Genomic DNA, 23,248 nt, shown 5'->3' on the forward strand with positions numbered 1-23,248 from the left:
ACCTGACGACAGGTGATTCCATCGAAGAGATCGATCTAGGGACAGGTATCAATGTTCTCTCTGGCACCTCTGGCAACAATACGATTGATCTTAGTAACACAACGCTGACCAACGTTGATCGTATCGACGGTGGTGCTGGGCACGACCGCATTACCGGTTCTGATGAAAACGATCTTATTATTGGTGGTTCCGGAAATGATGTTCTGGCAGGCGGAGATGGCGCAGATATATTAATCGGCGATAGTGGCAACGATGTTCTTCGTGGCGGTGCCGGCAATGATAAGTTTGTGTTCTCTATTTCTCAAGATAGTTCAGGGAACAGCGCTTCTGATGGTCGGGATACGATAATGGATTTCGAGGCCGGAGATACACTGGTTCTAGCTGATATTATTAGTGATTTGGGGAATCCAGCTAATCCATTGGCCGTTTTAGATAATCTTGGTGACATATCGGTTAATGATGGCGGTGCGGGCCGAAATGTTGATATTACTTTTGGTAACGGAGACAGCATCACCCTGAGAGGTTTGGGAACGGCTGGAAATACTCTGGATTCACTAAAAGATCTTGATGATCATGGTATTTCTATCGCATTTGATGTGGTGTAAACAGATTACTTCCTTGGGTTTATAGGCGTTTGTATTTTGGGGAGTATTTCTTCCAGTAAGTTTGCTGCTGAAAGCAAAGGTCCTTCACCTTGTGGTTTACCGACGAGTTGTAACCCGACAGGTAACCCGGTTTTTGTCAGGCCGCAAGGAATTGAAATTGCCGGTGACGCGGTTAGGGTGATCGTTGATACAATAGCCAGCCAGTCGATGTAGGTGTCCAGTTTTTGGCCAGCACACTCGCTCACATATCTTTGTTCTACGGGAAAAGGTGGGACAATGGTTGTAGGGCAAATCAGTAGATCAAATTCATTAAAAAAAGTTTGTATCGAGTAGTAAATTTCGCCTCTTTTACGTTCGGCCCACGCGATATCTTCTGCACTCAATGAGCGCCCGTATTCAATGTTCCAGATAATGTCTTCTTTTAGCTTGTCAGGGTGTTGATCTAAAAGAGGACCAAGACCAACAACAAAATCCAAACCGCGCAACCGCTTAAAGACCTCAGGGGCGTCAATAAGATTAGGTGTCACCTCTTCAACAATGACCTCTGCGGTTTCAAATTGTAGTGCCGCGTTTTTGCATATTTCTGCAATCTCTGGATCAACCGGACTAACGCCGAGGTCGGGACTATATGCGACTTTTATTGGTTTTGTTTTTTTGTTAGCGGTTGATAGGAAATTGGTTTCCGGACTTGGCTGAGCCAGTGGATTTATATTCTCAAAACCAACCATTGCATCCAATAATAAAGCGGTATCTGCTACATTTCGAGCCATTGGCCCCTGCATTGATAGAGTTTGGAACGGCGAAGTTCCTGGCCCATCTGATAATCGGTGCATCGAAGGACGTAAACCAACGACCCCGCAAAAACTTGCCGGATTACGAAGCGATCCACCCATATCAGAACCATGGGCGAGCCAAGCACATCCTGTGGCAAGGGCTGCGGCAGCTCCACCGGAAGACCCGGCTGCTGATTTAGATAAATCCCATGGGTTTCTTGTGATGCCGAGAACAGGATTGAACGTATGTGCTCCGGCGCCAAATTCCGGTGTATTCGATTTGGCATAAACAATGGCACCATTCGTTTCCATTGTTTCAACCAGAACATCAGACCAGTCCGGGATACGATCTGCAAAAATCGGGCTGCCAGACGTTGTTCGTACCCCCTTTACGGCGGTTAAATCTTTAACGGGTACAGGGATACCAGCCAATAGCCCGCGTTCTTCAATTGGTTTGGTCTCTAGATGTTTTGCAAAATCGCGTGCGCGCTCAAAGCAAAGTGTCGGTAGGGCGTTAACCGGACCGTCTACCGCTTGAATGCGATCTTCAAGAGCATCAAGCAGTTCCGTTGGTTTTATATCTTTTTGAACAAGGCGATCTCTGATTTCACAGGCGGTGGCATTGATGAGTTCATTTGTGCTGTTAGCAGACATTTTGGAGCTCGAAAATTAAAGACAAAGGAGAAAACCAGTTTGAGAAACTGTAGCTTATACTAATCCGTCTTCTCTGGTCGAGAGCATCTTAGATAGAAATGAATTGATTTGCTTTTGGGCTGTCTGAGCTAGTTGATCGGCGAGTAGTTTTAGATCCTTTTTTCTGACCGAGCTTTTTCGCCATGCCAAACCAAGCTTTCTGTGGCCAGAGTTTCCTTCCAGAGGCGTTAGAGTAACATTGGTCCCCGAGAGTAGTGATGATTGGCAGGAAAGTGCGGGTAAAAGTGTTACCCCCAATCCGTTTGCGACCATATGAACAAGCGTAAGAAGACTTGATGCCTGTAATGACTGCCCCGGTTTTAGTTTTGTCATATGGCAGACAGCCAAAGCATGATCGCGTAAACAGTGGCCTTCTTCGAGAAGGATGAGTTGACTTTGTAAGGCTTGGCTTTGTAGCAGATGATTACGTTGTGTTACATCCATGGTGGCAATTGGATGGTCAATTGGGTGTGCAAGAAGGAAGGGATCTTCGGCTAGTTCTACCCATTCCAGACCTGGTTCATTATAGGGGAAAGCCATCAAGGCAGCATCAATGGTACCTGCTCGTAATCGATCAATGAGGCGGGATGTTTCATCTTCAACCAGATAGAGCTTGAGATCTTTATATTCTTTTCTTAAGCGAGGAAGCGTTTGTGGCAAAAGGTAAGGTGCTATTGTTGGTATCGCACCCAGTTTAAGATCTCCGCTAAGTGTTTCTGTGCTGTGCCGCGCCATCGTTGCGATATCTTCGGCACCTCGTAAGAGTTCGATTGCACGGAGAACAATATCGTTACCAAGTTCCGTGAATAAAACTCGGCGTTTGGTGCGTTCAACAAGTTTGCAACCAAGTAGATTCTCTAGTTCTTGAATTCCGGCACTCAGCGTTGATTGTGTGACAAAACATGCATCTGCTGCCCGTCCAAAATGACCATGGCGTTCCAGCTCAACCAAATATTTTAACTGTTTTAAAGTAGGTATATGCATATTAATCGATTTTTCCAATTATTGTGATCATAATAACTTGTTGGATCGATTTAAATCAAGGGCGTATTGTTTATTCATCGGCCGGCGCAATTCAGACAACATAAGCAAAAATAATTTCAAACTTCACAACAGGCCGGATGAAGTCGATTTAATCAATTGCCAGCTTTATTTAAGGCTGGGTCAAGGAGAGAAGGTAAGCAGCATGAAGAATAAACTTACAACCGCATTCGGTGCTCCCGTTGTAGATAACCAGAATATCCAGACTGCAGGTCCACGTGGTCCTGCTCTATTACAAGATGTTTGGTTTTTGGAGAAAATGGCCCACTTTGACAGAGAGGTCATTCCAGAAAGACGTATGCATGCCAAGGGATCTGCTGCTTACGGTACATTCACAGTTACGCACGACATTACAAAATATACCAAGGCCAAGATTTTTTCCGGGATTGGCAAGAAAACTGACATGTTCCTTCGCTTTTCCACAGTTGCGGGTGAACGTGGTGCTGCTGATGCAGAGCGAGATATTCGCGGTGTTGCAATGAAGTTTTATACAGAAGAAGGAAATTGGGATCTTGTCGGAAATAACACTCCTGTATTTTTTCTTCGGGACCCTATGAAGTTCCCGGATCTCAACCATGCCGTAAAACGAGATCCAAAAACAAACATGCGCAGTGCTGATAATAACTGGGATTTCTGGACAAGCTTACCTGAAGCGCTTCATCAGGTGACAATTGTGATGAGTGACCGGGGCATCCCGGCGACTTATCGCCATATGGATGGTTTTGGTAGTCACACCTTTAGCTTTATCAGCGCGGATAACGAACGTTACTGGGTGAAATTCCACTTTAAAACCCAACAAGGCATTAAAAACCTTACAGATCAGGAAGCTTCTGAGTTGGTTGGTCAAGATCGCGAAAGCCATCAGAAAGACCTATTCGATTCAATTGAAAATGGCGATTTCCCGAAATGGACACTCTTTGTTCAGGTAATGCCTGAAAAAGAAGCCGGGTCTTATCATGTTAATCCATTTGATTTGACCAAGGTATGGCCAAAGGCAGATTATCCTCTGATCGAAGTTGGTGAATTTGAACTTAACCGCAATCCTGAAAATTATTTTGCTGAAGTTGAGCAATCTGCTTTTAACCCGGGGAATGTCGTTCCCGGTATCAGCTTCTCGCCAGACAAAATGCTTCAGGGACGCTTGTTCTCGTACGGTGATACTCAGCGTTATCGCCTAGGTGTTAATCACAGCCAGATCCCGGTTAACGCACCTCGTTGCCCGTTCCATTCTTATCATCGCGATGGTGCAATGCGTGTTGATGGTAATGGTGGTAGTCGGATTGGTTATGAACCTAATACGAAGGATGAATGGAACGAGCAGCCTGATTTTGCTGAACCACCTTTGTCAATCGAAGGGGCGGCAGATCACTGGAACCATAGAGAGGATGACGATTATTATTCTCAACCGCGTGCATTATTCCAATTAATGACGACTGAGCAGCAACAAACTCTGTTCGAAAACACAGCAAGGGCTGTTGGTGGTGCAAAATTGGAAATTCAGCATCGTCATATTCGGAATTGTTACAAGGCAGACCCTGCCTATGGTGCTGGTGTTGCCAAAGCATTAGGCTTGAATGTTGAAGAGATAGCTGCCGCAGAATAAGAAATTATTCAAAGGCAGTACGAAAGGGAAGGTCGCGCCGGGCCTTCCCTTTTTTGTATTTGAATAACTGGTTAGTTATGTCGAAGTGATTACAACGGTATTTAAGGTAACTGAATATAAAAAATAAAGTAACTTAGGCGTGTATATATTTTGCTTAAATTCATCTTATTGATGCTGATGTTTGGGTAAATATTCTTTTTTTGAAAATATTACAGAAATAATATGGTTAATGGTCAAAATTAAATTGATCTTTTATGTTCTATTTGCTTTCTGATGACAGAGACGGCGCTTTAGTATTGGTTTGAGAACATAGAAGCCCGGTAATTCAAGTTGAAATGGGCTGTGTGTATGACCAGCGAGCATTGTCGTAATGAGCATGCTCTTACTTCGGAAGCACGAAGTAATGTGAGCAATATATTACTCGAAAATAGCTTCGAGGCTGTTCTTGTCACCGATATGAAGGGGCAAATTCTATACACGAACCCAGCCGTTAACAGAAACTTCGGGTATAGTTTAGATGATCTTTATTCCCAGTCAATTTTTGACGTCTTTACAGTGAGTGAAGATGATCAGAACAAGCTTTTGAAAGTTTGTGATAAAGATACTTTGCCCGAGGTTGAGATTGTTCTTCCAGGACTTATTAAGTCGAGAGCCGGGGATGAAGTTGATGTTCAGCTGAGATCTTTTGTAACAGAAACGTCCACTCAGCGGCAGTTTACTTTTCTGGTGCGGGATATCAGTGCGCGGGTTTCGATAAGTCGGGAACTGGAATCTTCGCAACAGTTGATGGGAAGCATTGTTGCCGGGGTTGGCGATGCAATTATTGCAACCGATCAAACTGGCTACTTGACGCTCTTTAACAAAGGCGCAGAAGATACGTTTGGTTATCGTACCGATGATATTCTGGGCAAACATCTGGATACTTTAATACCTGAAGAACACCGTGGCGAACATCATACTTACATGAGGGATTTTGATGCCGGGGCTATTGATACGCGCGGCATGGGAACAAGAGGTGCTATTTCCGGTTTACGTGAAAATGGTGAAGTTTTTCCGGCAGAAGCAACGATCATGAAGATTGGCGAAGGAGAGCAACAAACCTTTGCCGCAGTTGTCCGGGATGTTTCCGAGCGTATTAAAGTTCAAAACCAGCTACGCGAAGCGAAAGAGATGGCTGAAATTGCAAGCCAGATGAAATCATCGTTTTTGGCGAATATGAGTCATGAACTCAGAACTCCGTTAAATGCAATTATAGGATTTTCGGAATTTATCACCGAAGAGCACCTAGGCCCAATTGCCCATCCAAAATATCGCGAATACATCGGGGATATACTGGATAGTGGAAGGCATCTTTTGACAATCGTGAATGATATTCTTGATTTGTCGCGTGTTGAAGCTGGTGAGATCCAGTTAAATGAGACAATGGTGTGTGTGCGCCAGTCAATTTTGTCTGCCTATCGTTTTGTAAAACGTCAGGCTAAAGTAAAAAATATTACCCTTGATGCAAACCTTAGCGAAGATTTGCCATATCTTTTTGCGGATGAACGTTTGGTGAAACAGGTTATTATCAATCTGGCAACCAATGCGGTGAAATTCACCCCAGATGGCGGAGCAATCAAGGCAGAGGTGCGCCGTGTTGATGGAAATAATGGTATTGCCATTGTTATATCTGACACCGGAATTGGCATCGCCAAAGATGATATAGACCGTGTTATCAAACCATTTGAACAGTGTGAAGCCAGCTATACAAAAACCATAGAAGGTACCGGGCTGGGGTTGTCCTTGGCCAGATCCCTTATGCATCTGCATGGTGGGGACCTATCTATTGAAAGTGAAGTTGGGCACGGAACGTCAGTGGTTCTAACTTTCCCTGTAGATCGGGTGGTTACAAAAGAAACGGCACTCACCGGATTACAGTCAAAGACTTCTGTTCGAAAGCTAACAGCTTAATATTTTCCGCAAACACACAAAAGAAAAAGGCTGAGTGCCCACCACTCAGCCTTGATAGTTGATGAGCTTTACAGACTACTAATTTATAACTCGGTAGTCTTCTTCAGGGAAAAACATGTAGTCTTGATCTTCACCGACTGCATTGTGGCAATCAGCACAGAACTTCACTTTCTTGGAGTTATGACCATTTGTTTCGCCAAAAATTTTTCCGCTTGGGGTCACAAGAGTATATTTCCAGTCACCGTTTTCAGGTGCAAACCCGGCATCCATTTTTTCCATCAAGAATAGAGGCCCTGGCTTTAATCCTTTTTTACCAACTTTGAAGCTGTCTTTAGCAACGATTGCACCTACTGGAAGTTTGCCCATTTCTTCATATTGACCATAAGCCTTGGCTAAATCATTCGCGTAGTTATGGACCAGTCTTCCTCCGTGGGTGCTCGATTTTCCCGGAGCTGTCGTATAGCGCGTCCAGTTGAAATACTCAGTTGCTACCGGGTGTTCGGACTTGGCGTAACCAGCTCTCATTTTTGGAGAAAGTGTTTCATAGTGTTCGTGAGCTTTTTCAGGGGTAATGTCTTCAGCGTTCACAGTTGCGGGTACCATAAATAGTGTTGGCACAAACAATGTTGAGAGGAGGAATCTTTTCACAGATGAGCTGAATGTAATCTTCATTTGGGTATCTCCAATTATCCTGACTGACATCGAATTACCGCCTTACCCGCGTTTCGATGAGTTTTTGTTCTCCTTTCTAGATAGCATTCGAGTGAAAAAAAGGGAGTAAAGCCTCTTCACGATCAAGTGAGATCAAGCGTTTAAGGGGAATGCACCCAGTAATAAAAAGGGCCGCATAGATGCGGCCCTTAAGATCGTGTTACTTAACAATGTATTGTGCTGTATTTTCTGTAACAGGACTATTCTGCAGCAACAGCAAGAGGTTCAATTTTTGCCGCGCTGTACTTGAATTCAGGAATTTTCCCGAATGGATCAAGCTGCGGGTTTGTCAACATGTTAGCCGCGGCTTCAGAGAAGCAGAATGGCATGAATATCATACCTTCGGGAACCTCGCGATCCTGACGAACTTTCAAGCTCACAGTGCCGCGTCTTGTCGAGACGGACACCCAGTCACCAGCATCCAGATCAAGTTTTTTCATGTCCAAACGGTTGATGAAAACAACAGCTTCCGGCTCTAGATTATCCAGAACTTCCGAACGACGAGTCATGGCACCTGTATGCCAATGCTCCAAAAGGCGTCCTGTTGTCAGAACAAGCGGAAATTCTTTGTCCGGCAGCTCTGCTGGATCGATGAGAGCTGTGGAAACAAGTTTGCCCCGTCCCGATGCTGTCGGGAAGCCTTGAGCAAAGAGAATCTCTGTGCCCGGACCATCTTCGCTTGCACAAGGATAGGTAACCACATTCTCACGGGACAATCTTTCCCAGGTGATGTTATTCAGTGATGGCATAACCTGTGCCATTTCATTGAAAACATCCCGGGGATGTGTGTAACTCCAGTCAAGACCCATACGCTTTGCAAGTTCCTGAATGAGCTCCCAGTCCTGTCGGGCATCACCTGGCGGGGATACAGCAGCACGTCCCATCTGAACCTGACGGTTTGTATTGGTAAAAGTTCCATCTTTCTCGGCATGGGCAGAGGATGGCAAGATGACATCAGCATGCCATGCTGTTTCTGTCATAAAGATATCCTGAACCACCAAATGATCCAGCATAGATAGAGCTTCACGTGCATGTTGCTGATCTGGATCGGACATTGCAGGGTTTTCACCCTGAATGAACATACCGGTAATGTTCCCATCATGGATCGCGTCCATGATCTCAACAACTGTCAGGCCTTTTTTCCTGTCGAGTTCCATGCCCCAGAAATCTTCCATACGACTACGAATTTCTTCGTTTTCGACGGATTGATAGTCTGGATAGAGCATTGGAATAAGGCCTGCGTCAGATGCTCCTTGTACGTTGTTTTGACCACGTAACGGGTGCAGACCTGTTCCCGGTCGACCAATCTGGCCTGTAATCAAGGACATCGCGATTAGGCAACGGACATTGTCTGTGCCGTGTGCGTGCTGGGATACACCCATTCCCCAAAGGATTAGGGATGCTTCGGATGTCGCATAGAGACGGGCAGTTTCACGCAGAGTTTGGGCATCAATACCGCAGATTTCGGCCATATCTTCAGGTGCGAAATCCTTGATGTTTTCTTTCAGCTCTTCAAAACCTTCGGTGTTGGCTTGAACATATTGAAGATCATAAAGCCTTTCTTCGATGATTGTATAAATCATCGCGTTTAGCATGGCGACATCACGACCTGGCTTGAACTGCAAATGATTATCTGCATAGCGCACAAGGTTCTGTCCGCGGGGATCCATAACAATCAGATGTTTGTTTGGATCTTTTGCCGCCTGTTTGATGTAGGTCGCTGCAACCGGATGGTTCCAGCCGGGACGGCAACCAATGATGATGATACATTCTGCATCAGCAACAGAGGTGAAAGGAGCTGACACAGCACCAGAACCCACGCCTTCCATCAGTGCTGCAACAGATGATGCGTGGCAAAGACGTGTACAGTGATCGACATTGTTGCTGCCAAAACCTGTCCGAACCAGTTTCTGGAACAGATAGGCTTCTTCGTTTGACCCTTTGGCTGAGCCAAAACCCGCGAGCGCTTTAGGGCCTTTTTCATCACGTATCTTGTTCAGACCTGATGCAGCACGCTCAAGCGCTTCTTCCCATGTTGCTTCGCGGAAGTAGGTAGAAAAATCATTATCGGGAACACCAATATCCCAACCACGTGGAGCGTCGTCTCTACGGACAAGCGGTTTGGTCAGGCGATTTGGATTGTGGATATAATCAAATCCAAATCGGCCCTTCACACAAAGGCGTTTTTCGTTCGCCGGGCCCTCTGCGCCGTCAATCTTGATAATTTTATCATCTTTGACATGTACTTCGGTTTGGCAACCAACACCACAGAAAGGACAAACAGAGTTTACGATTTCATCTGCGTAATCTTCTCTGACACCCGCGTCGTTCAGAAGAGAGCTTTCCATCAGGGCACCTGTCGGGCAGGCCTGAACACATTCACCACAAGCCACACAGGTACTGTCACCCATGTCAGCATTGAAGTCAAAAACGACGCTGGACTTTGACCCGCGGAAAGCCATACCGATAACATCGTTTACCTGTACTTCACGACAGGCACGAACACAAAGATTGCAGTTAATGCAAGCGTCCAGATTTACGGCGATTGCTGTGTGGCTTAAGTCGGCAACGACTCTTTCATGTGCAGGGAAGCGACTGGATGTAACGCCGATATCTGATGCCCAGTTCCAGAATTTTGAATTTGGCTCATGGGCTTCTTCACGTGCTGGCTGATCCGCGACGAGTAATTCAAACACCATTTCTCGTGCTTTTTTTGCTCGCTCAGTCGCTGTGTTGACAACCATGCCTTCTGCTGGTTGGCGTATACAGGATGCTGCAAGAGTACGTTCACCTTCGATTTCGACCATACAGGCGCGGCAATTTCCGTCAGCATTGTAGCCTGGTTCCGGTTGGTAGCAAAGGTGAGGAATTTCTGTGCCCAGACGATCAGCAACCTGCCAGATGGATTCACCTGGCTGTGCTGTGACTTCATTTCCGTTAAGTGTAAAACTGACTGGTGTTGTGTTTGCAGTAACAGACATTACAGTTCCTCCGGAAAATGTTTCATCACTGTGAGTAAAGGATTAGGTGCTGCCTGACCCAAGCCGCAAATAGAAGCATCCATCATAACAGTTGAAAGCTCTTTCAAAAGATCCTGATCCCATGTGTCTTGTTCCATAAGGTTAACAGCTTTTTCTGTTCCTGTACGACATGGTGTGCACTGTCCACAACTTTCATCTTCGAAGAAACGCATCAGGTTCATGGCAACGTCACGCATATTATCCTGATCGGAAAGTACGATCACTGCAGCAGAGCCGATAAAGCAGCCGTGTTCATGCAATGTATCAAAATCGAGAGGAACGTCGCCAAGGCTTGCGGGTAGAATTCCGCCAGAGGCGCCGCCGGGGAGATAGGCTTTAAATTCGTGCCCATCGGCCATGCCATCACAATATTCTGCGATAAGCTCTTTGATCGTAATGCCAGCCGGCGCAAATTTGACGCCCGGATTTTTTACACGTCCGGAGACAGAGAAAGATCGCAAGCCTTTACGGCCATTTCTGCCGTGACTTGTGAACCAGTCGGGACCTTTTTCTATGAGATCACGCACCCAGTAGACTGTTTCTACATTGTTTGTAAGTGTCGGTAGACCGAACAAGCCAACTTGTGATGGGAAAGGAGGTTTGTGACGTGGGTAACCTTTCTTCCCTTCGATGGATTCAATCATCGCTGATTCTTCTCCGCAGATGTAAGCACCTGCGCCACGGCGAAGATCAATCTTAACACCATTATTGAGACCTTCTGCGTAAACGCATTCGATTTCTTTTTTCAGCAGTTTGATAACAGCGGGATATTCATCACGTATATAGATGTAGCTAGCTTCTACTTCGCCGACCCACGCGCCAATCAACATACCTTCCAAGAAACGGTGTGGATCCGTTTCCAGATAGTGGCGATCCTTGAAGGTTCCGGGTTCGCCTTCATCACCATTAATGGCCATTAAACGAGGTTTTGGTTGCTGACGGATGATGCTCCATTTTAGGCCAGTTGGGAAACCAGCACCACCCAACCCTCTTAGGCCAGTGTTTTTGAGGAGTTCAACAATCTCATCACGATCATATTTGCCTTCGTAGCATTCACGCAGCACTTTATAGCCGCCATCCGCAACATAGGCTTCATAGTCTCTGTAATCGACAGCTGCGGGATGAATATCTTTGTTTTTTGTTGCTGCTGCGATGTTTTCAATTGTCGCATTAACAACGTGATTATGACCAACTTCTGCAATAGGTGCGCAATCGCAGCGTCCCATACAAGGGGCCGGGACAACTCGAACGTTTTTGGCAACCGAATCGGGAAGGTTTTTTAATAGATCTTTCGCGCCAGCCATTTCGCAGCTCAGGCTTTCGCAAACGCGGACAGTTATTTCTGCAGGTGCTTCTTCGCCATCGAGAACAATATCAAAGTGGGCGTAAAAGGATGCAACTTCGTAAACTTCCGCCATGGGAAGTTTCATTTCATCAGCCAAGGCCTGTAAATGACCAGCTGAGAGACTGCCGTATTTGTCCTGAATAAGATGCAGATGCTCAATCAAGAGATCTCTTTGACGTGACTTGTTACCCAGAAGAGTTACGATCTCTTCGTGAGCTTCTATTTCTAGTTGGCGACCCTTGGAAAAAACAGGTGGCTTTCGGCGACCGGATCCTGGGTGAATTTGGCGCTTAACTGGGGGACTGTCCTTCTTAGAGGGGGCATCCAAGACGCTGCTATCTGACATTATTCATGCTTCTCCACGACAATCTGCCCTCGTTTTGGGGCATGCTGTTCCGGTTTGTCCCGGTCAAATTCTGCTTTTTAGGCAACCACTCACTAGGTAACGATGTCTTGTAGCGTATGAACGTGCTACGATTCTGTCGTATTCCCGAAGCTTTCTGTTACATTTTATAGCTCTTTACCAAGGAAGGGTAGTAATCGGACATTCGCAAAGTCCTATGCTTTGATAGGGTTTGCTTATGAAGATGGCACCTGGAAAGGTGAAATAGGTTAATGCTGTAGCAATCACAGCTAACAGCTTTATTAATTCTGTTTATCTATGGTTAACTGCCTGCGGTTATTTTATATGCAACACACAAGATCTTTCGGGGTCGTTTTATACATAGCTGAATCGTTAAAAGAGATTTTTGTAAACAATGAATAGTACAATTGATTTCCGCGTTCTTGAGCTCCTTTCTTCGCGCCTTTGCCATGATCTTGTTGGACCTGTCGGGGCGGTTAATAATGGCCTCGAACTTATGGAAGATGATTCCTTTGGTATGGCCGATGATGCGTTGAAACTGGCATCAGCATCAGCATCTCAAGCTGCAGCAACCCTACAGTTTTACAGACTTGCTTATGGATTGGCGGGGAGCCGTATGGGCAGTGATTATGCGACCTTGAACCAGTTGGCGGTTAATTATCTTTCCCACACCAAAGTTGATTTTAAATGGCCTGATCTTACAGCCCCCGAAGGTTTGCCGGATAATGGTGGCAAGGTCCTTCTCAATTTGGTTGCATTGGGGGTGGAAATGCTGCCAAGGGGTGGGGTTATTACGGCACTGAGTGGGAATGCTGATACTGGAACTTTTGTCGCTGTGACAGTTACTGGTGAGCAGATATCGATTCGTGAAGAGGTTATGGAAGCTTTAACGGATGATGTTGATACCCAAGAATTAACTCCGCGTAATGTTCACGCATATTTTACTCGTTTTCTGGCGCGTCAAAGTGGCACGGACCTATTGATCAATAATTCTGTCGAAGGACATGTTCAGCTTATTGTATCGTTCTAAATAATGGTGCAAGGGTTTTATATCACACAGGAAATATGCTTCGGTACTTCAAATATTTAGTGATCCGACACTTCTGGAAAACAGCTTTCTTTCGAGGAAGCTGTTTTTTTATGAGTAAATTACGTTGGAGAATGCGAATTATTCTCATTATTTTTGTTGATCAGTTGCGAGTGATTTGCAATATTCCTACCGGTTTCACAGAGAGATTCCTCTCACTTAGTTCTCATATCGCCCATAGATAATCTGGTGCGATGAAAATAGGAGACAGTCGTAATGAAGGCTGCTTGGTTAGCAACAACTGCAATGCTCACTGCTGCTGCGATCGGTAGTACAGCAACTTATGCTGAAGATGTCGTCAACGTATATACATCTCGTCACTATCAGACAGATGATGCGCTTTATGATGATTTCACAAAAGAAACAGGAATCAAAATCAACCTGATCGAAGGTAAAGGTGCTGCGCTTATTGAACGTATTAAAAGTGAAGGTGCTAACAGCCCTGCGGACGTTCTTATTACTGTTGATGCCGGCAATTTGTGGCGTGCTGAACAAAAAGATATCTTCCAGTCTGTTTCTTCAGACAAATTGGATGCAAACATTCCTGAAAATCTGCGTCACCCTGATCAGAAATGGTATGGTCTCTCAACACGTGCCCGGATGATCTTTTTTGATAAAGCGAAAATCAAAGACGGGGAAATCACAAGTTACGAAGATCTTGCCGATCCAAAGTGGAAGGGTAAAGTTTGTATTCGGAAAAGCTCTAACATCTACAACCAGTCTTTGCTTGCGTCTATCGTAGAAGAAAAAGGTGAAGAAGCTGCTGAAAAATGGGCATCTGATGTTGTTGCCAACTTTGCACGCCAGCCTGTGAAGGGCGATACAAACCAACTGCGGGGTATTGGTTCTGGTGAGTGTGAGATTGCTGTTGCAAACTCTTATTACTTTGTACGTTTGATGACAAAGCCAAAAGATCAAGATAAAGGTCTTGCTGATAAACTTGGTTATGTGTTTCCGAACCAAGCTGATCGCGGCACGCATGTAAATATTTCCGGTGCTGGTGTTGTGAAGTCTGCTCCGAACAAAGAAGCAGCGGTGAAGTTTCTTGAGTATCTGACAAGTGAGCAGGCACAGAGCTATTTTGCTGATGGTAACAATGAGTTCCCTGTTGTTTCAGGTGTTGCGCCTAATTCTGCTGTTAAAGGTTTGGGTGATTTCAAGGTTGATACTGTAAACGTTTCTGTTTACGGCAAAAATCAGGTGACCGCTCAGAAGATTTTTGACCGCGTTGGTTGGAAATAAAATCTGGAGTTTTTTTATTTAAAAGCTCTGAGAAATTTAAAAGCCCTGTAGCTATGGAAAGCTACAGGGCTTTTTCTTTATTTCAATACTCTAGATAAATTTGACTAATTCTATAGTGAACTTACATTTCCTGAGCTGAAGATCCTGCTCGGCTTTTTGATATTGCCCGGGTTAAAAGTATCAACGGAAGAATACCAACAAGAACAATTGTTAAGGACGCGGTGGACGATTCTGATAAGCGTTCGTCAGACGCGAGATTGTAAGCCTGTGTTGCCAGAGTATCAAAGTTAAACGGGCGCATGACGAGTGTGGCGGGAAGCTCTTTCATAACATCAACAAAAACCACTAAGCCTGCGGTTAAAATACTTCCACTCATTATTGGGACATGAACGTGTTTCAGTGTTTTAAAAGGACCGTGCCCTAATGTACGCGATGCATCTTCCATGCTGGGGCGTATTTTCCCTAGCCCGGTCTCGACAGCATTAAGAGAAACAGCAAGGAAACGGACAAGGTAAGCGAAGACAAGAGCCGTGATTGAACCGGTTAATAAGAGGCCTGTGGAAATGTCAAAGGTATCACGCATCCAGGCGTCAATCGTATTATCAAGCACCGCAAGTGGGAAAAGTGTTCCTATGGCAACAACGGTTCCGGGGACCGCATAGCCCATAGAGGCAATACGTGATGCAGCCTTTGATAAAATATTAGGCTGCATTCGGTTGGTATAGGCCAGTAAAATAGCGATAGAAACTGCAACGACCGCAGTTACCAGGGCAATTGTGAAGCTATTGAATGCCAGTTTGATAAATTTAGTCCCGAACTGTTGATCCCCCAAAGTGATAGACATATCCAGTAGTAAGAGAGCAGGAAGGATAAATCCAAAAAATAAGGGCGTTATACAGGCCATGACGGCCCAAAAATTTCCAAAACCTTTTAGCTGGTACCCCGGAAGATTTTGATAACGATTAGTTGAATGGTGGTAACGGGCGTTACCTCTACTGACTTTCTCCAGAATGAAAACGGTTAGGATAAAAACCAGTAGGTAGGTGGCAAGCTGGCGTGCAGCAGGTAAATCACCCATATTTGTCCAGGCGTTCATGATGCCTGTCGTAAAGGTCTGAACACCAAAGAACGAAACGGTTCCAAAGTCTGCGAGCGTTTCCATTAAAGCCAGAGAGGTCCCTGCGATAATCGCTGGTCGTGCAAGAGGGAGAGCAACACGGAAGAAGCTACCCCACGGGCCACAGCCAAGTGTACGGCTGACTTCCAGTGCGCAAATAGATTGCTCAAGAAATGCTGCTCGCGAAAGCATATAGACATAAGGGTATAAAACGAGCGACAGCATAAGAATTGCGCCGGGCAAAGATCGTATTTCCGGAAACCAGTATTCACGGAACTGGACATCAAAAATGTCTCGGATCAAACCCTGAAGGGGACCGCTCACCTGTAAAAAATCGGTGTAAGTATAGGCCATTACGTAGGCCGGAACAGCTAGAGGGAGTATCAGCGCCCATTCAAATATTTTATGACCGGGAAAACGACACATGGTGACGAGCCATGCAGTGCCTGTACCAATGATGGAAACAAGAACAGCAACACCAATTGCCAAAAGAAAAGTATTTATAAGATAATCTGTGAGAACAGTCTCGACCAGATGGTCCCAAATATCACTTTCTGTTGTTAATGCAGACCCGACGACGTTTAAAATTGGCATGGTAAAGAGCGCTGCAATAAACAGGGCGAACCAGGTCATGAATCTGAATTTATTTTTAAAGCGAAGGGCTGAAGCTTTCGATTCAGCCGCTATCGGGCTTTGAGCCATAATCTCGAATCCGTCAAACTAATCATCGGCGTAATTTTTTTTACGACTCCCATCTGCTAGCATGGCAAGCGCTTGGCGACTAGGGTTTATAAAGGTTTTGTTATAAATAAATGAGACCTTTAGCCCGTAAAAATCAATAAAATGTGTGCTATTCCAATTAAAGTTAATAAAGGATGGGGGTCGGGTAAGAGGTTATTAATCTTCCTTTGCCAAGCTTGTCACAGAATTAATAGCGGATTGCACGTTTGGTGCGGCCGATTTGGTTGATTAGAGATGGAATGGAAGCGCGGTTATGGATGATCTTTTGAGTGAGTTTCTGACTGAGACAAACGAAGGTCTCACGACACTCGATATGGAACTTGTTAAGCTCGAACAGAACCCAAACGACGCAGAGTTGTTGAGTAGCATTTTTAGATTAATGCATACGATTAAGGGTACCTGTGGATTTTTAGGTCTGCCGAGACTTGAGTCTGTTGCTCATGCTGGTGAAAACATCATGAATAAGTTCAGGGATGGAGAGCTCTCGGTATCTGCGACGGGTGTGTCTCTTATCCTCGAGTGTTTGGATCAAATTCGTGAAATCCTCACAACGTTGGAAGCAACTGAGCAAGAACCTGAAGGTGATGATTCCGACTTGATTAGCCGTTTGAATGCGCATGCGGAAGGTGGGGATGCTGCTGAACCTGCTGCTGCGGCTCCAGAACCTGTGACTGTTGCAGTTGACGAAACTGTCGAAGATGATGAAGAAGATGAACTGGAAAAAGCTTTCCGCGAGGCTTTGGGACCAGAAGAATTAGCTGCACAAGCTGCTGCAGAGGCAGGTGCCCCACCACCAGAACACCCCCCTGTTGCTGAAGTTGTTGAGTTAAAAGCTGAACCTACTCCTGCACCAGCACCTGCACCAAAACCTGCACCAAAACCTGCAGCGAAGAAAGCTGCTACTCCACCAACCCCAACAGGAGACACAGGATCTTCTGTTGCAAATCAATCTATTCGCGTGAGTGTTGAGGTCCTTGAGAACCTTATGACGATGGTTTCCGAGCTTGTTTTGACACGAAATCAAACACTTCAAATTTTGCGCGCACATAAAGAAAGTGACTTTGCGACACCTTTACAACGGTTAAATCATGTTGTGTCAGATTTGCAAGAAGGGGTGATGAAAACCCGAATGCAGCCAATTGGGAATGCATGGGCGAAATTACCGCGTATCATTCGCGATCTTTCACACGAACTGGACAAGAAAATTGATCTGGTGATGAAAGGTGCAGAAACAGAACTTGATCGTCAGGTTCTGGAGCTGATCAAAGATCCTTTGACACACATGGTTCGTAACTCTGCGGACCATGGCCTTGAAATGCCGAACGACCGAGTTGCTGCTGGTAAGCCAGAAACAGGTCAAGTCATTCTAAATGCTTTCCACGAAGGTGGACATATCATCATTCAGATTTCTGATGATGGTAAGGGCCTCAATACAGACCGTATTAAAGAGAAATGCATCGAAAACGGTCTCGCCTCTGAAGGTGAACTGGATGGTATGAATGATCAACAGATCCAACAATTTATCTTCAAGCCCGGCTTTTCTACGGCGGCTGAGGTTACTGCGGTGTCTGGTCGTGGCGTTGGAATGGATGTTGTTCGTACCAATATCGAAAAAATTGGCGGTACGGTTGAGTTGAGTTCGACAGAGGGTAAAGGCACAATCTTTACCATTAAAATTCCACTGACGCTGGCAATCGTTTCTGCGTTGATTGTCGAATGCTGTAAAGAACGCTTTGCCATACCGCAGCTATCTGTTGTGGAGTTAGTACGTACGTCTGCTCATTCTGAACATACAATCGAACACATTAATGAAACTCCGGTTTTACGATTGAGAAACCGTCTTTTACCTCTGGTTACATTACGTGATTTATTGAAACTTTCTGATGGTGATGAGCCCGAAGGTGAAGAAACTGAATTGCGAGAAGACAACTTTATTGTTGTCTCGCAGGTTGGCACATACACCTTTGGTATTATTGTCGACCGTGTCTTTGATACTGAAGAAATCGTTGTTAAGCCGGTTGCGCCGATCTTGCGTGATATTCAGCTGTTCTCTGGAAATACCATTCTTGGTGATGGTGCTGTCGTTATGATTCTTGATCCAAATGGCATTGCCGCTGCAACAGGTGAAATTGCGGTTGCTGATAGCGATTTGGGTGCTCACGAAGATCGACATCAGGCTGGAAATGATGAAAAGGTTGCAATGCTTGTCTTCCGCTCTGGAGATGATGCTCCGAAAGCGGTTCCGCTTGCGCTTATTGCCCGATTGGAGGAAATCGATCTGGCAAAAGTTGAAACATCAGGTGGTCAGCATGTTGTTCAATATCGTGGCCAATTGATGCCACTCATTCCAATGAAAACTGGTATGGAGCTTGAGAAGGAAGGCCGTCAGCCTGTTCTTGTTTTCTCTGATAGAGAGCGGTCTATGGGGCTCGTTGTTGATGAGATTATCGACATTGTCGAAGATCGGATGAACGTTGAACTAAGTGCTGAGAAGGAAGGTTACATTGGGAGTGCGATCATTGCAGAAAAAGCGACGGATGTTGTCGATGCAGGCTACTTCCTGACGCAGGCCTATCCTGATTGGTTTGGATCAGAAGCAGGCAAAGAAAATTTCGAGAGTAATAAATCTAAAATTTTGCTTGTCGATGATAGTCCTTTCTTCCGTAATCTTTTGATGCCAATGCTTTCAGTGGCCGGATATGATGTTCAAGCGGTTGAATCAGCTAGCGAAGCGCTGACGTTATGTGAAAAAGGTGAAAAGTTTGACGTGATTGTTTCAGATATCGAAATGCCAGGGATGAATGGCTTTGAATTTGCCGAGGCGGTTCGAGAGGATCATCGTTGGTCGAAAACGCCAATGGTTGCGCTGTCAGCTTTTGCTTCTCCAGCAGATCTGATGCGTGGTCGGGCTGCGGGCTTTAAAGATTATGTTTCAAAAACAGATCGCGAAGCTTTGTTGACGACCCTTCAAGATACGATTGCAGAACTTAAAGGCGCTGCGTGAGATAAATCCATAGAAAGAGTGAAACTGTGAGTGATACTTATTTGGAAAACGAAGATTTTGTTACTTTCTATATCGCTGGCCAGCTTTTTGGTGTCCCGGTTTTAAGTGTACAGGATATTATTAATCCGCAGCGTATTACGCCGATTCCTCTGGCACCGCCTGAGATTGCTGGGTCGTTGAATTTGCGTGGACGTATCGTTACTGCCATTGATGTCAGAAAACGTTTGGGATTGCCTGCACGTAAAGAAAAAGAGTCCATGAGCATTGTTGTTGAAAATGGTCATGATCTCTATAGCCTGATGGTTGATAGCGTTGGAGAAGTACTTGGTGTTGATGAAAGCTCGTTTGAGCGTAATCCACCAACACTGGACCAGCGTTTCCGGGATTATTCCCAAGGGATTTATCGTTTGGATGGCAAGTTACTTGTGATTCTGGATGTAAACAGATTCCTTGATTATGGTCGAAATGCCGACGCTGCGTAGTAGGCTTTCTTAATTCAGTAGAGTTCAGTTATTTTGGGTATTCAAAAACAAGTTGGAGCGGAAATATGAAGACCTGTTTGGTTGTCGATGACTCCAAGGTCGTGCGGATGGTTGCGCGAAAAATTCTTGAAGGATTAAACTTTAACATCAAAGAAGCCGAGGACGGCCAAAAAGCTCTGGATGCATGTAATGCATCTATGCCTGATGCGGTTTTGCTTGACTGGAACATGCCGGTTAAAGATGGGTTGGAGTTTCTAAAGGATCTAAGGGCAATACAGAATGTTGAACAGCCGATTGTTGTTTTCTGTACAACAGAAAATGATATGCAGCATATACAACAGGCGATAGCTGCCGGGGCGAATGAATATATCATGAAGCCTTTTGATAGTGATATTATTGAGTCTAAATTTATACAGGTGGGCCTTATTTAATGCCCTTGTCGATGAATACATCCTCTACTGATAAAGGCAGTAAATCCGAAAATGCCTATCGGATTATGGTAGTTGATGATTCTGCAGTAATTCGGGGGCTCCTCACCAGAATTTTAGAAGGTGATCCACAAGTTTCTGTAGTTGAATCTGTATCTAATGGTGAAATCGCAGTTAAACGTTTGGAAAGTCAAAAGATCGATGTTGTTGTTTTGGACATCGAGATGCCTGTTATGGATGGTCTGACGGCTTTACCGAAGCTACTTCAGGTGAAACCTGATGTTCAAGTCATCATGGCATCGACACTGACACGAAAAAACGCTGAAATAAGCCTAAAGGCAATGCGTCTTGGTGCTGCCGATTATATTCCAAAACCAACCAGTTCTGGCGAACTGACAAAAGCGAGTGATTTTAAACACGAGCTTGTTGCAAAGGTCAAAGCGTTGGGACAGGTGGCACGAGCCAGCCAAAAGGCTCCATTACCATCTGCGGCAAAAACACAACAGGGCACAGCAATGCCAGTTGCCCAAAGAACCAAAGAGGCGGCTGCTGCCCCATCTAGTTTGTATCCCAGTAAGAAGGTCACGCTTCGTAAAGATGCAATAACGAAGCCGGATATTCTTGCAATTGGAAGTTCAACCGGGGGACCACAAGCCCTGTTTGATGTTCTTGGTAATTTAGGGACAATTACACAGCCTGTTGTTATTACACAGCACATGCCTGCAACCTTTACGGCTTTGCTTGCGGAACATATTTCAAGAGTTTCCAGCATGCCGAGTAAAGAAGGTGAAGAAGGAGAAATCCTGAAAGGTGGGCATATTTATCTTGCACCAGGTGGATATCACATGGTTTTCGAAAAGCAGGGCGTTAATACTGTTGTTCGATTAAACCAAGAACCACCGGAAAACTTCTGTCGGCCTGCGGTTGATCCCATGCTGAGAAGTTTATCTAAAATATACGGTTCTCGTCTTCTTGTATTAATCCTTACAGGGATGGGAAGTGATGGTTTACGAGGTTCAGAAGTGGTGACGGCGGCCGGTGGTTCCGTTATTGCTCAGGACGAACAAACAAGTGTGGTGTGGGGGATGCCTGGGGCGGTAGCTACTGCAGGACTCTGTTCCGCAGTTCTTCCAATCAAGGAGATGGCGTCTAATGTACGACAACTTGTTATGAGGTCGGCGGCATGAACGTGAGTGATTTTGATTTTATTTCGCAATTTTTAAAGAAACGTTCCGGTTTGGTCCTGAGCCAGGATAAAGCCTATCTCTTGGAAAGTCGTTTGAACCCGGTCGCCCGTAAATGGGACCTTAGTGGTTTTGATGAACTTGTCCAAAAGGTTCGTGCTACAAACGACGAACGTATCCTTAATGATATTACGGAAGCAATGACGACCAATGAATCGTTCTTCTTCCGTGATCAAAAACCCTTTGATCAGTTTAAGGACCTTGTTCTTCCACATATGTTGGAAAAACGAGCTGCCAGTAAGACCATACGCATTTGGTCTGCGGCCTGTTCTAGTGGGCAAGAGCCATATACATTGGCGATGCTGTTGAAAGAAGCAGGACCAGCGCTTGCTGGGTGGAAGATCGAAATTATTGCGACCGATCTTTCTAATGAGATCCTGAATAAGGCTAAGGAAGGTGTTTACACCCAGTTTGAAGTACAAAGAGGATTGCCGATCAATCTTCTTGTGAAGTATTTCCAGCAAAACGGGGATCGCTGGCAGATCGATAGTTCTATTCGTAATATGGTGACTTTCAAGTCTTTTAACCTTCTTGAAAGTCCGGCAATGCTTGGTAAGTTTGACATTGTGTTTTGTCGTAACGTGCTTATTTACTTTGATCAACCAACTAAGTCTGTTGTTTTGAAAAACATTGCCAAACAAATGCCCGATGATGGTTTCCTTTATCTGGGTGGCGCGGAAACAGTTCTGGGTATTTCTGATGAGTTCCAGCTTATTCCGGGCAAGCGAGGCATATATGGTCTGGTTCGCAACGGTGAGTTGGTGAACAAAGCGGCTGGTTAATCAGACAGCTTTGAAAAGATATAACGCATCAAAAAAGGCCTCTGGAATTTTATTCCAGAGGCCTTTTTATATATCGTGAGTGATGCTTTTGGGAAAATACTTAAGCCGAAGCGAGCTGTACTGTCTCTGCAGTATTCTCAACAGGATCGCGCAATACATATCCGCGGCCCCAAACCGTTTCGATGTAGTTTTCTCCACCTGTTGCATTAGACAGTTTTTTGCGCAGTTTGCAGACAAAAACGTCAATAATTTTTAACTCAGGCTCATCCATGCCACCGTAAAGGTGATTGAGGAACATCTCTTTTGTAAGAGTTGTACCCTTGCGAAGAGAAAGCAGCTCAAGAATACCGTATTCTTTACCTGTAAGATGAAGAAGCTTATTTTCAACTTCAACGGTACGTGTGTCCAGATTGACCTTTAGCTTGCCTGTATTAATGACGGAAGCAGCATGCCCTTTGGAGCGGCGAACAATTGCCTGTATCCGGGCAATGAGCTCTCGTTTATCAAATGGCTTAGTTAGATAATCATCTGCACCGAAACCAAGTCCTTTGATCTTGTCATCCAGACCGTTCAGGCCGGACAAGATAAGGATCGGTGTTTCCACTCTGGATGCACGAAGTCGACGAATAACTTCATAGCCATCCATGTCAGGTAACATCAGATCAAGAATGATTATGTCATAATCATAAATTTTTCCGATCTCAAGCCCGTCTTCGCCCATGTCTGTTGTGTCGCAGACATAGCCTTCTGACTTGAGCATCATTTCGATGCCTTGGGCTGTTGGGGCATCATCTTCTACTAACAAGACTCGCATGTTCAAATTCCGGTTGTTAATGTTCGTTAAACCAATATGAATGTTGTTAACCATTTTCGGTAACGAATATTAACAAAACCTTACCAAGGCTCTTTAAAAGTTAAAAAATACCAATAAATTTAGAATAAATTTTACACAATATCGTTATTTTTCCCTAAAAATTGATTTTTTAGAAAGAATCTCTGGTTAAGCTGGTGTTAAA

General features: G+C 44.9%; 17 protein-coding genes. 10 read left to right on the forward strand and 7 right to left on the reverse strand.

Translation table 11 applies throughout. The features are described from left to right. Window positions 1-605, forward strand: a 605-nt coding sequence (locus tag WH96_RS21625) for a calcium-binding protein (protein ID WP_156176872.1), incomplete at its 5' end; no start/stop codon positions are given. Window positions 606-610: 5 nt separating this feature from the next. Here WH96_RS21625 and WH96_RS19720 read toward each other — a convergent pair. Further along, window positions 611-2,032: an amidase gene (locus tag WH96_RS19720; RefSeq protein WP_047765966.1), complete on the reverse strand. Its 1,422-nt coding sequence runs from the start codon at window positions 2,030-2,032 to the stop codon at window positions 611-613. 54 nt (window positions 2,033-2,086) lie between these two features. Continuing rightward, window positions 2,087-3,055, reverse strand: a complete 969-nt coding sequence (locus tag WH96_RS19725) for a hydrogen peroxide-inducible genes activator (RefSeq protein ID WP_082130608.1) — start codon at window positions 3,053-3,055, stop codon at window positions 2,087-2,089. A 202-nt stretch (window positions 3,056-3,257) separates the two neighbouring features. Between WH96_RS19725 and WH96_RS19730 the strand changes: the two genes are divergently transcribed. Beyond that, window positions 3,258-4,715 carry a catalase gene (locus WH96_RS19730; RefSeq protein WP_047765967.1) on the forward strand — a complete coding sequence of 486 codons (1,458 nt, stop codon included), beginning with the start codon at window positions 3,258-3,260 and terminating at the stop codon, window positions 4,713-4,715. Window positions 4,716-5,063: 348 nt separating this feature from the next. Beyond that, a complete protein-coding gene (locus WH96_RS19735) occupies window positions 5,064-6,665 on the forward strand; it encodes a PAS domain-containing sensor histidine kinase (RefSeq protein ID WP_053006161.1) in 1,602 nt (533 codons plus the stop codon). Window positions 6,666-6,743: 78 nt separating this feature from the next. Here the strand turns inward: WH96_RS19735 and WH96_RS19740 are convergent, their stop codons facing one another. The 3 genes from WH96_RS19740 to WH96_RS19750 form a co-directional block, all read right to left on the reverse strand. Next, window positions 6,744-7,337, reverse strand: a complete 594-nt coding sequence (locus WH96_RS19740; RefSeq protein ID WP_053006162.1) for a cytochrome P460 family protein — start codon at window positions 7,335-7,337, stop codon at window positions 6,744-6,746. Between the two features lie 239 nt (window positions 7,338-7,576). Continuing rightward, window positions 7,577-10,357, reverse strand: coding sequence for a formate dehydrogenase subunit alpha (gene fdhF, locus WH96_RS19745; RefSeq protein WP_047765968.1), 2,781 nt, complete (start codon window positions 10,355-10,357; stop codon window positions 7,577-7,579). Beyond that, entirely contained in the window at window positions 10,357-12,087 is a 1,731-nt protein-coding gene (locus WH96_RS19750) for an NADH-ubiquinone oxidoreductase-F iron-sulfur binding region domain-containing protein (protein ID WP_047765969.1), read from the reverse strand. Before WH96_RS19750 ends, fdhF begins: the two co-directional genes overlap by 1 nt. Before the next feature lie 412 nt (window positions 12,088-12,499). On the opposite strand from WH96_RS19750, the gene WH96_RS19755 reads away from it, so the two are divergent. Continuing rightward, window positions 12,500-13,135: a histidine phosphotransferase family protein gene (locus WH96_RS19755; protein ID WP_047765970.1), complete on the forward strand. Its 636-nt coding sequence runs from the start codon at window positions 12,500-12,502 to the stop codon at window positions 13,133-13,135. A gap of 273 nt (window positions 13,136-13,408) precedes the next feature. Next, window positions 13,409-14,434 carry a Fe(3+) ABC transporter substrate-binding protein gene (locus WH96_RS19760; protein WP_047765971.1) on the forward strand — a complete coding sequence of 342 codons (1,026 nt, stop codon included), beginning with the start codon at window positions 13,409-13,411 and terminating at the stop codon, window positions 14,432-14,434. Window positions 14,435-14,555: 121 nt separating this feature from the next. Here the strand turns inward: WH96_RS19760 and WH96_RS19765 are convergent, their stop codons facing one another. Then, window positions 14,556-16,253 (reverse strand): ABC transporter permease, encoded by a 1,698-nt coding sequence (locus tag WH96_RS19765; protein ID WP_047765972.1) that lies wholly within the window; start codon window positions 16,251-16,253, stop codon window positions 14,556-14,558. Window positions 16,254-16,545: 292 nt separating this feature from the next. Between WH96_RS19765 and WH96_RS19770 the strand changes: the two genes are divergently transcribed. The 5 genes from WH96_RS19770 to WH96_RS19790 all read left to right on the forward strand — a co-directional run bounded on the left by WH96_RS19770 (window position 16,546) and on the right by WH96_RS19790 (window position 22,232). Continuing rightward, on the forward strand, window positions 16,546-19,296 hold the full coding sequence (locus tag WH96_RS19770; RefSeq protein ID WP_047765973.1) for a hybrid sensor histidine kinase/response regulator: 2,751 nt from the start codon (window positions 16,546-16,548) through the stop codon (window positions 19,294-19,296). Window positions 19,297-19,322: 26 nt separating this feature from the next. Beyond that, complete coding sequence (locus WH96_RS19775; protein ID WP_053006163.1) at window positions 19,323-19,778, forward strand: chemotaxis protein CheW; 456 nt, start codon at window positions 19,323-19,325, stop codon at window positions 19,776-19,778. Between the two features lie 65 nt (window positions 19,779-19,843). Continuing rightward, the gene (locus tag WH96_RS19780) at window positions 19,844-20,209 is read left to right on the forward strand and encodes a response regulator (protein ID WP_047765975.1); all 366 of its coding nucleotides are present in this window, start codon (window positions 19,844-19,846) and stop codon (window positions 20,207-20,209) included. Then, a complete protein-coding gene (locus tag WH96_RS19785; protein WP_082130610.1) occupies window positions 20,209-21,393 on the forward strand; it encodes a protein-glutamate methylesterase/protein-glutamine glutaminase in 1,185 nt (394 codons plus the stop codon). Before WH96_RS19780 ends, WH96_RS19785 begins: the two co-directional genes overlap by 1 nt. Then, on the forward strand, window positions 21,390-22,232 hold the full coding sequence (locus WH96_RS19790) for a CheR family methyltransferase (protein ID WP_047765976.1): 843 nt from the start codon (window positions 21,390-21,392) through the stop codon (window positions 22,230-22,232). Before WH96_RS19785 ends, WH96_RS19790 begins: the two co-directional genes overlap by 4 nt. A 100-nt stretch (window positions 22,233-22,332) precedes the next feature. On the opposite strand, the gene ctrA is transcribed toward WH96_RS19790, so the two are convergent. Then, window positions 22,333-23,046, reverse strand: a complete 714-nt coding sequence (ctrA, locus tag WH96_RS19795; RefSeq protein ID WP_047765977.1) for a response regulator transcription factor CtrA — start codon at window positions 23,044-23,046, stop codon at window positions 22,333-22,335. Between the last annotated feature and the right edge of the window lie 202 nt (window positions 23,047-23,248).

This window comes from Kiloniella spongiae (genome assembly GCF_001026905.1).
GTDB classification, from domain to species: Bacteria; Pseudomonadota; Alphaproteobacteria; order Kiloniellales; family Kiloniellaceae; genus Kiloniella; species Kiloniella spongiae.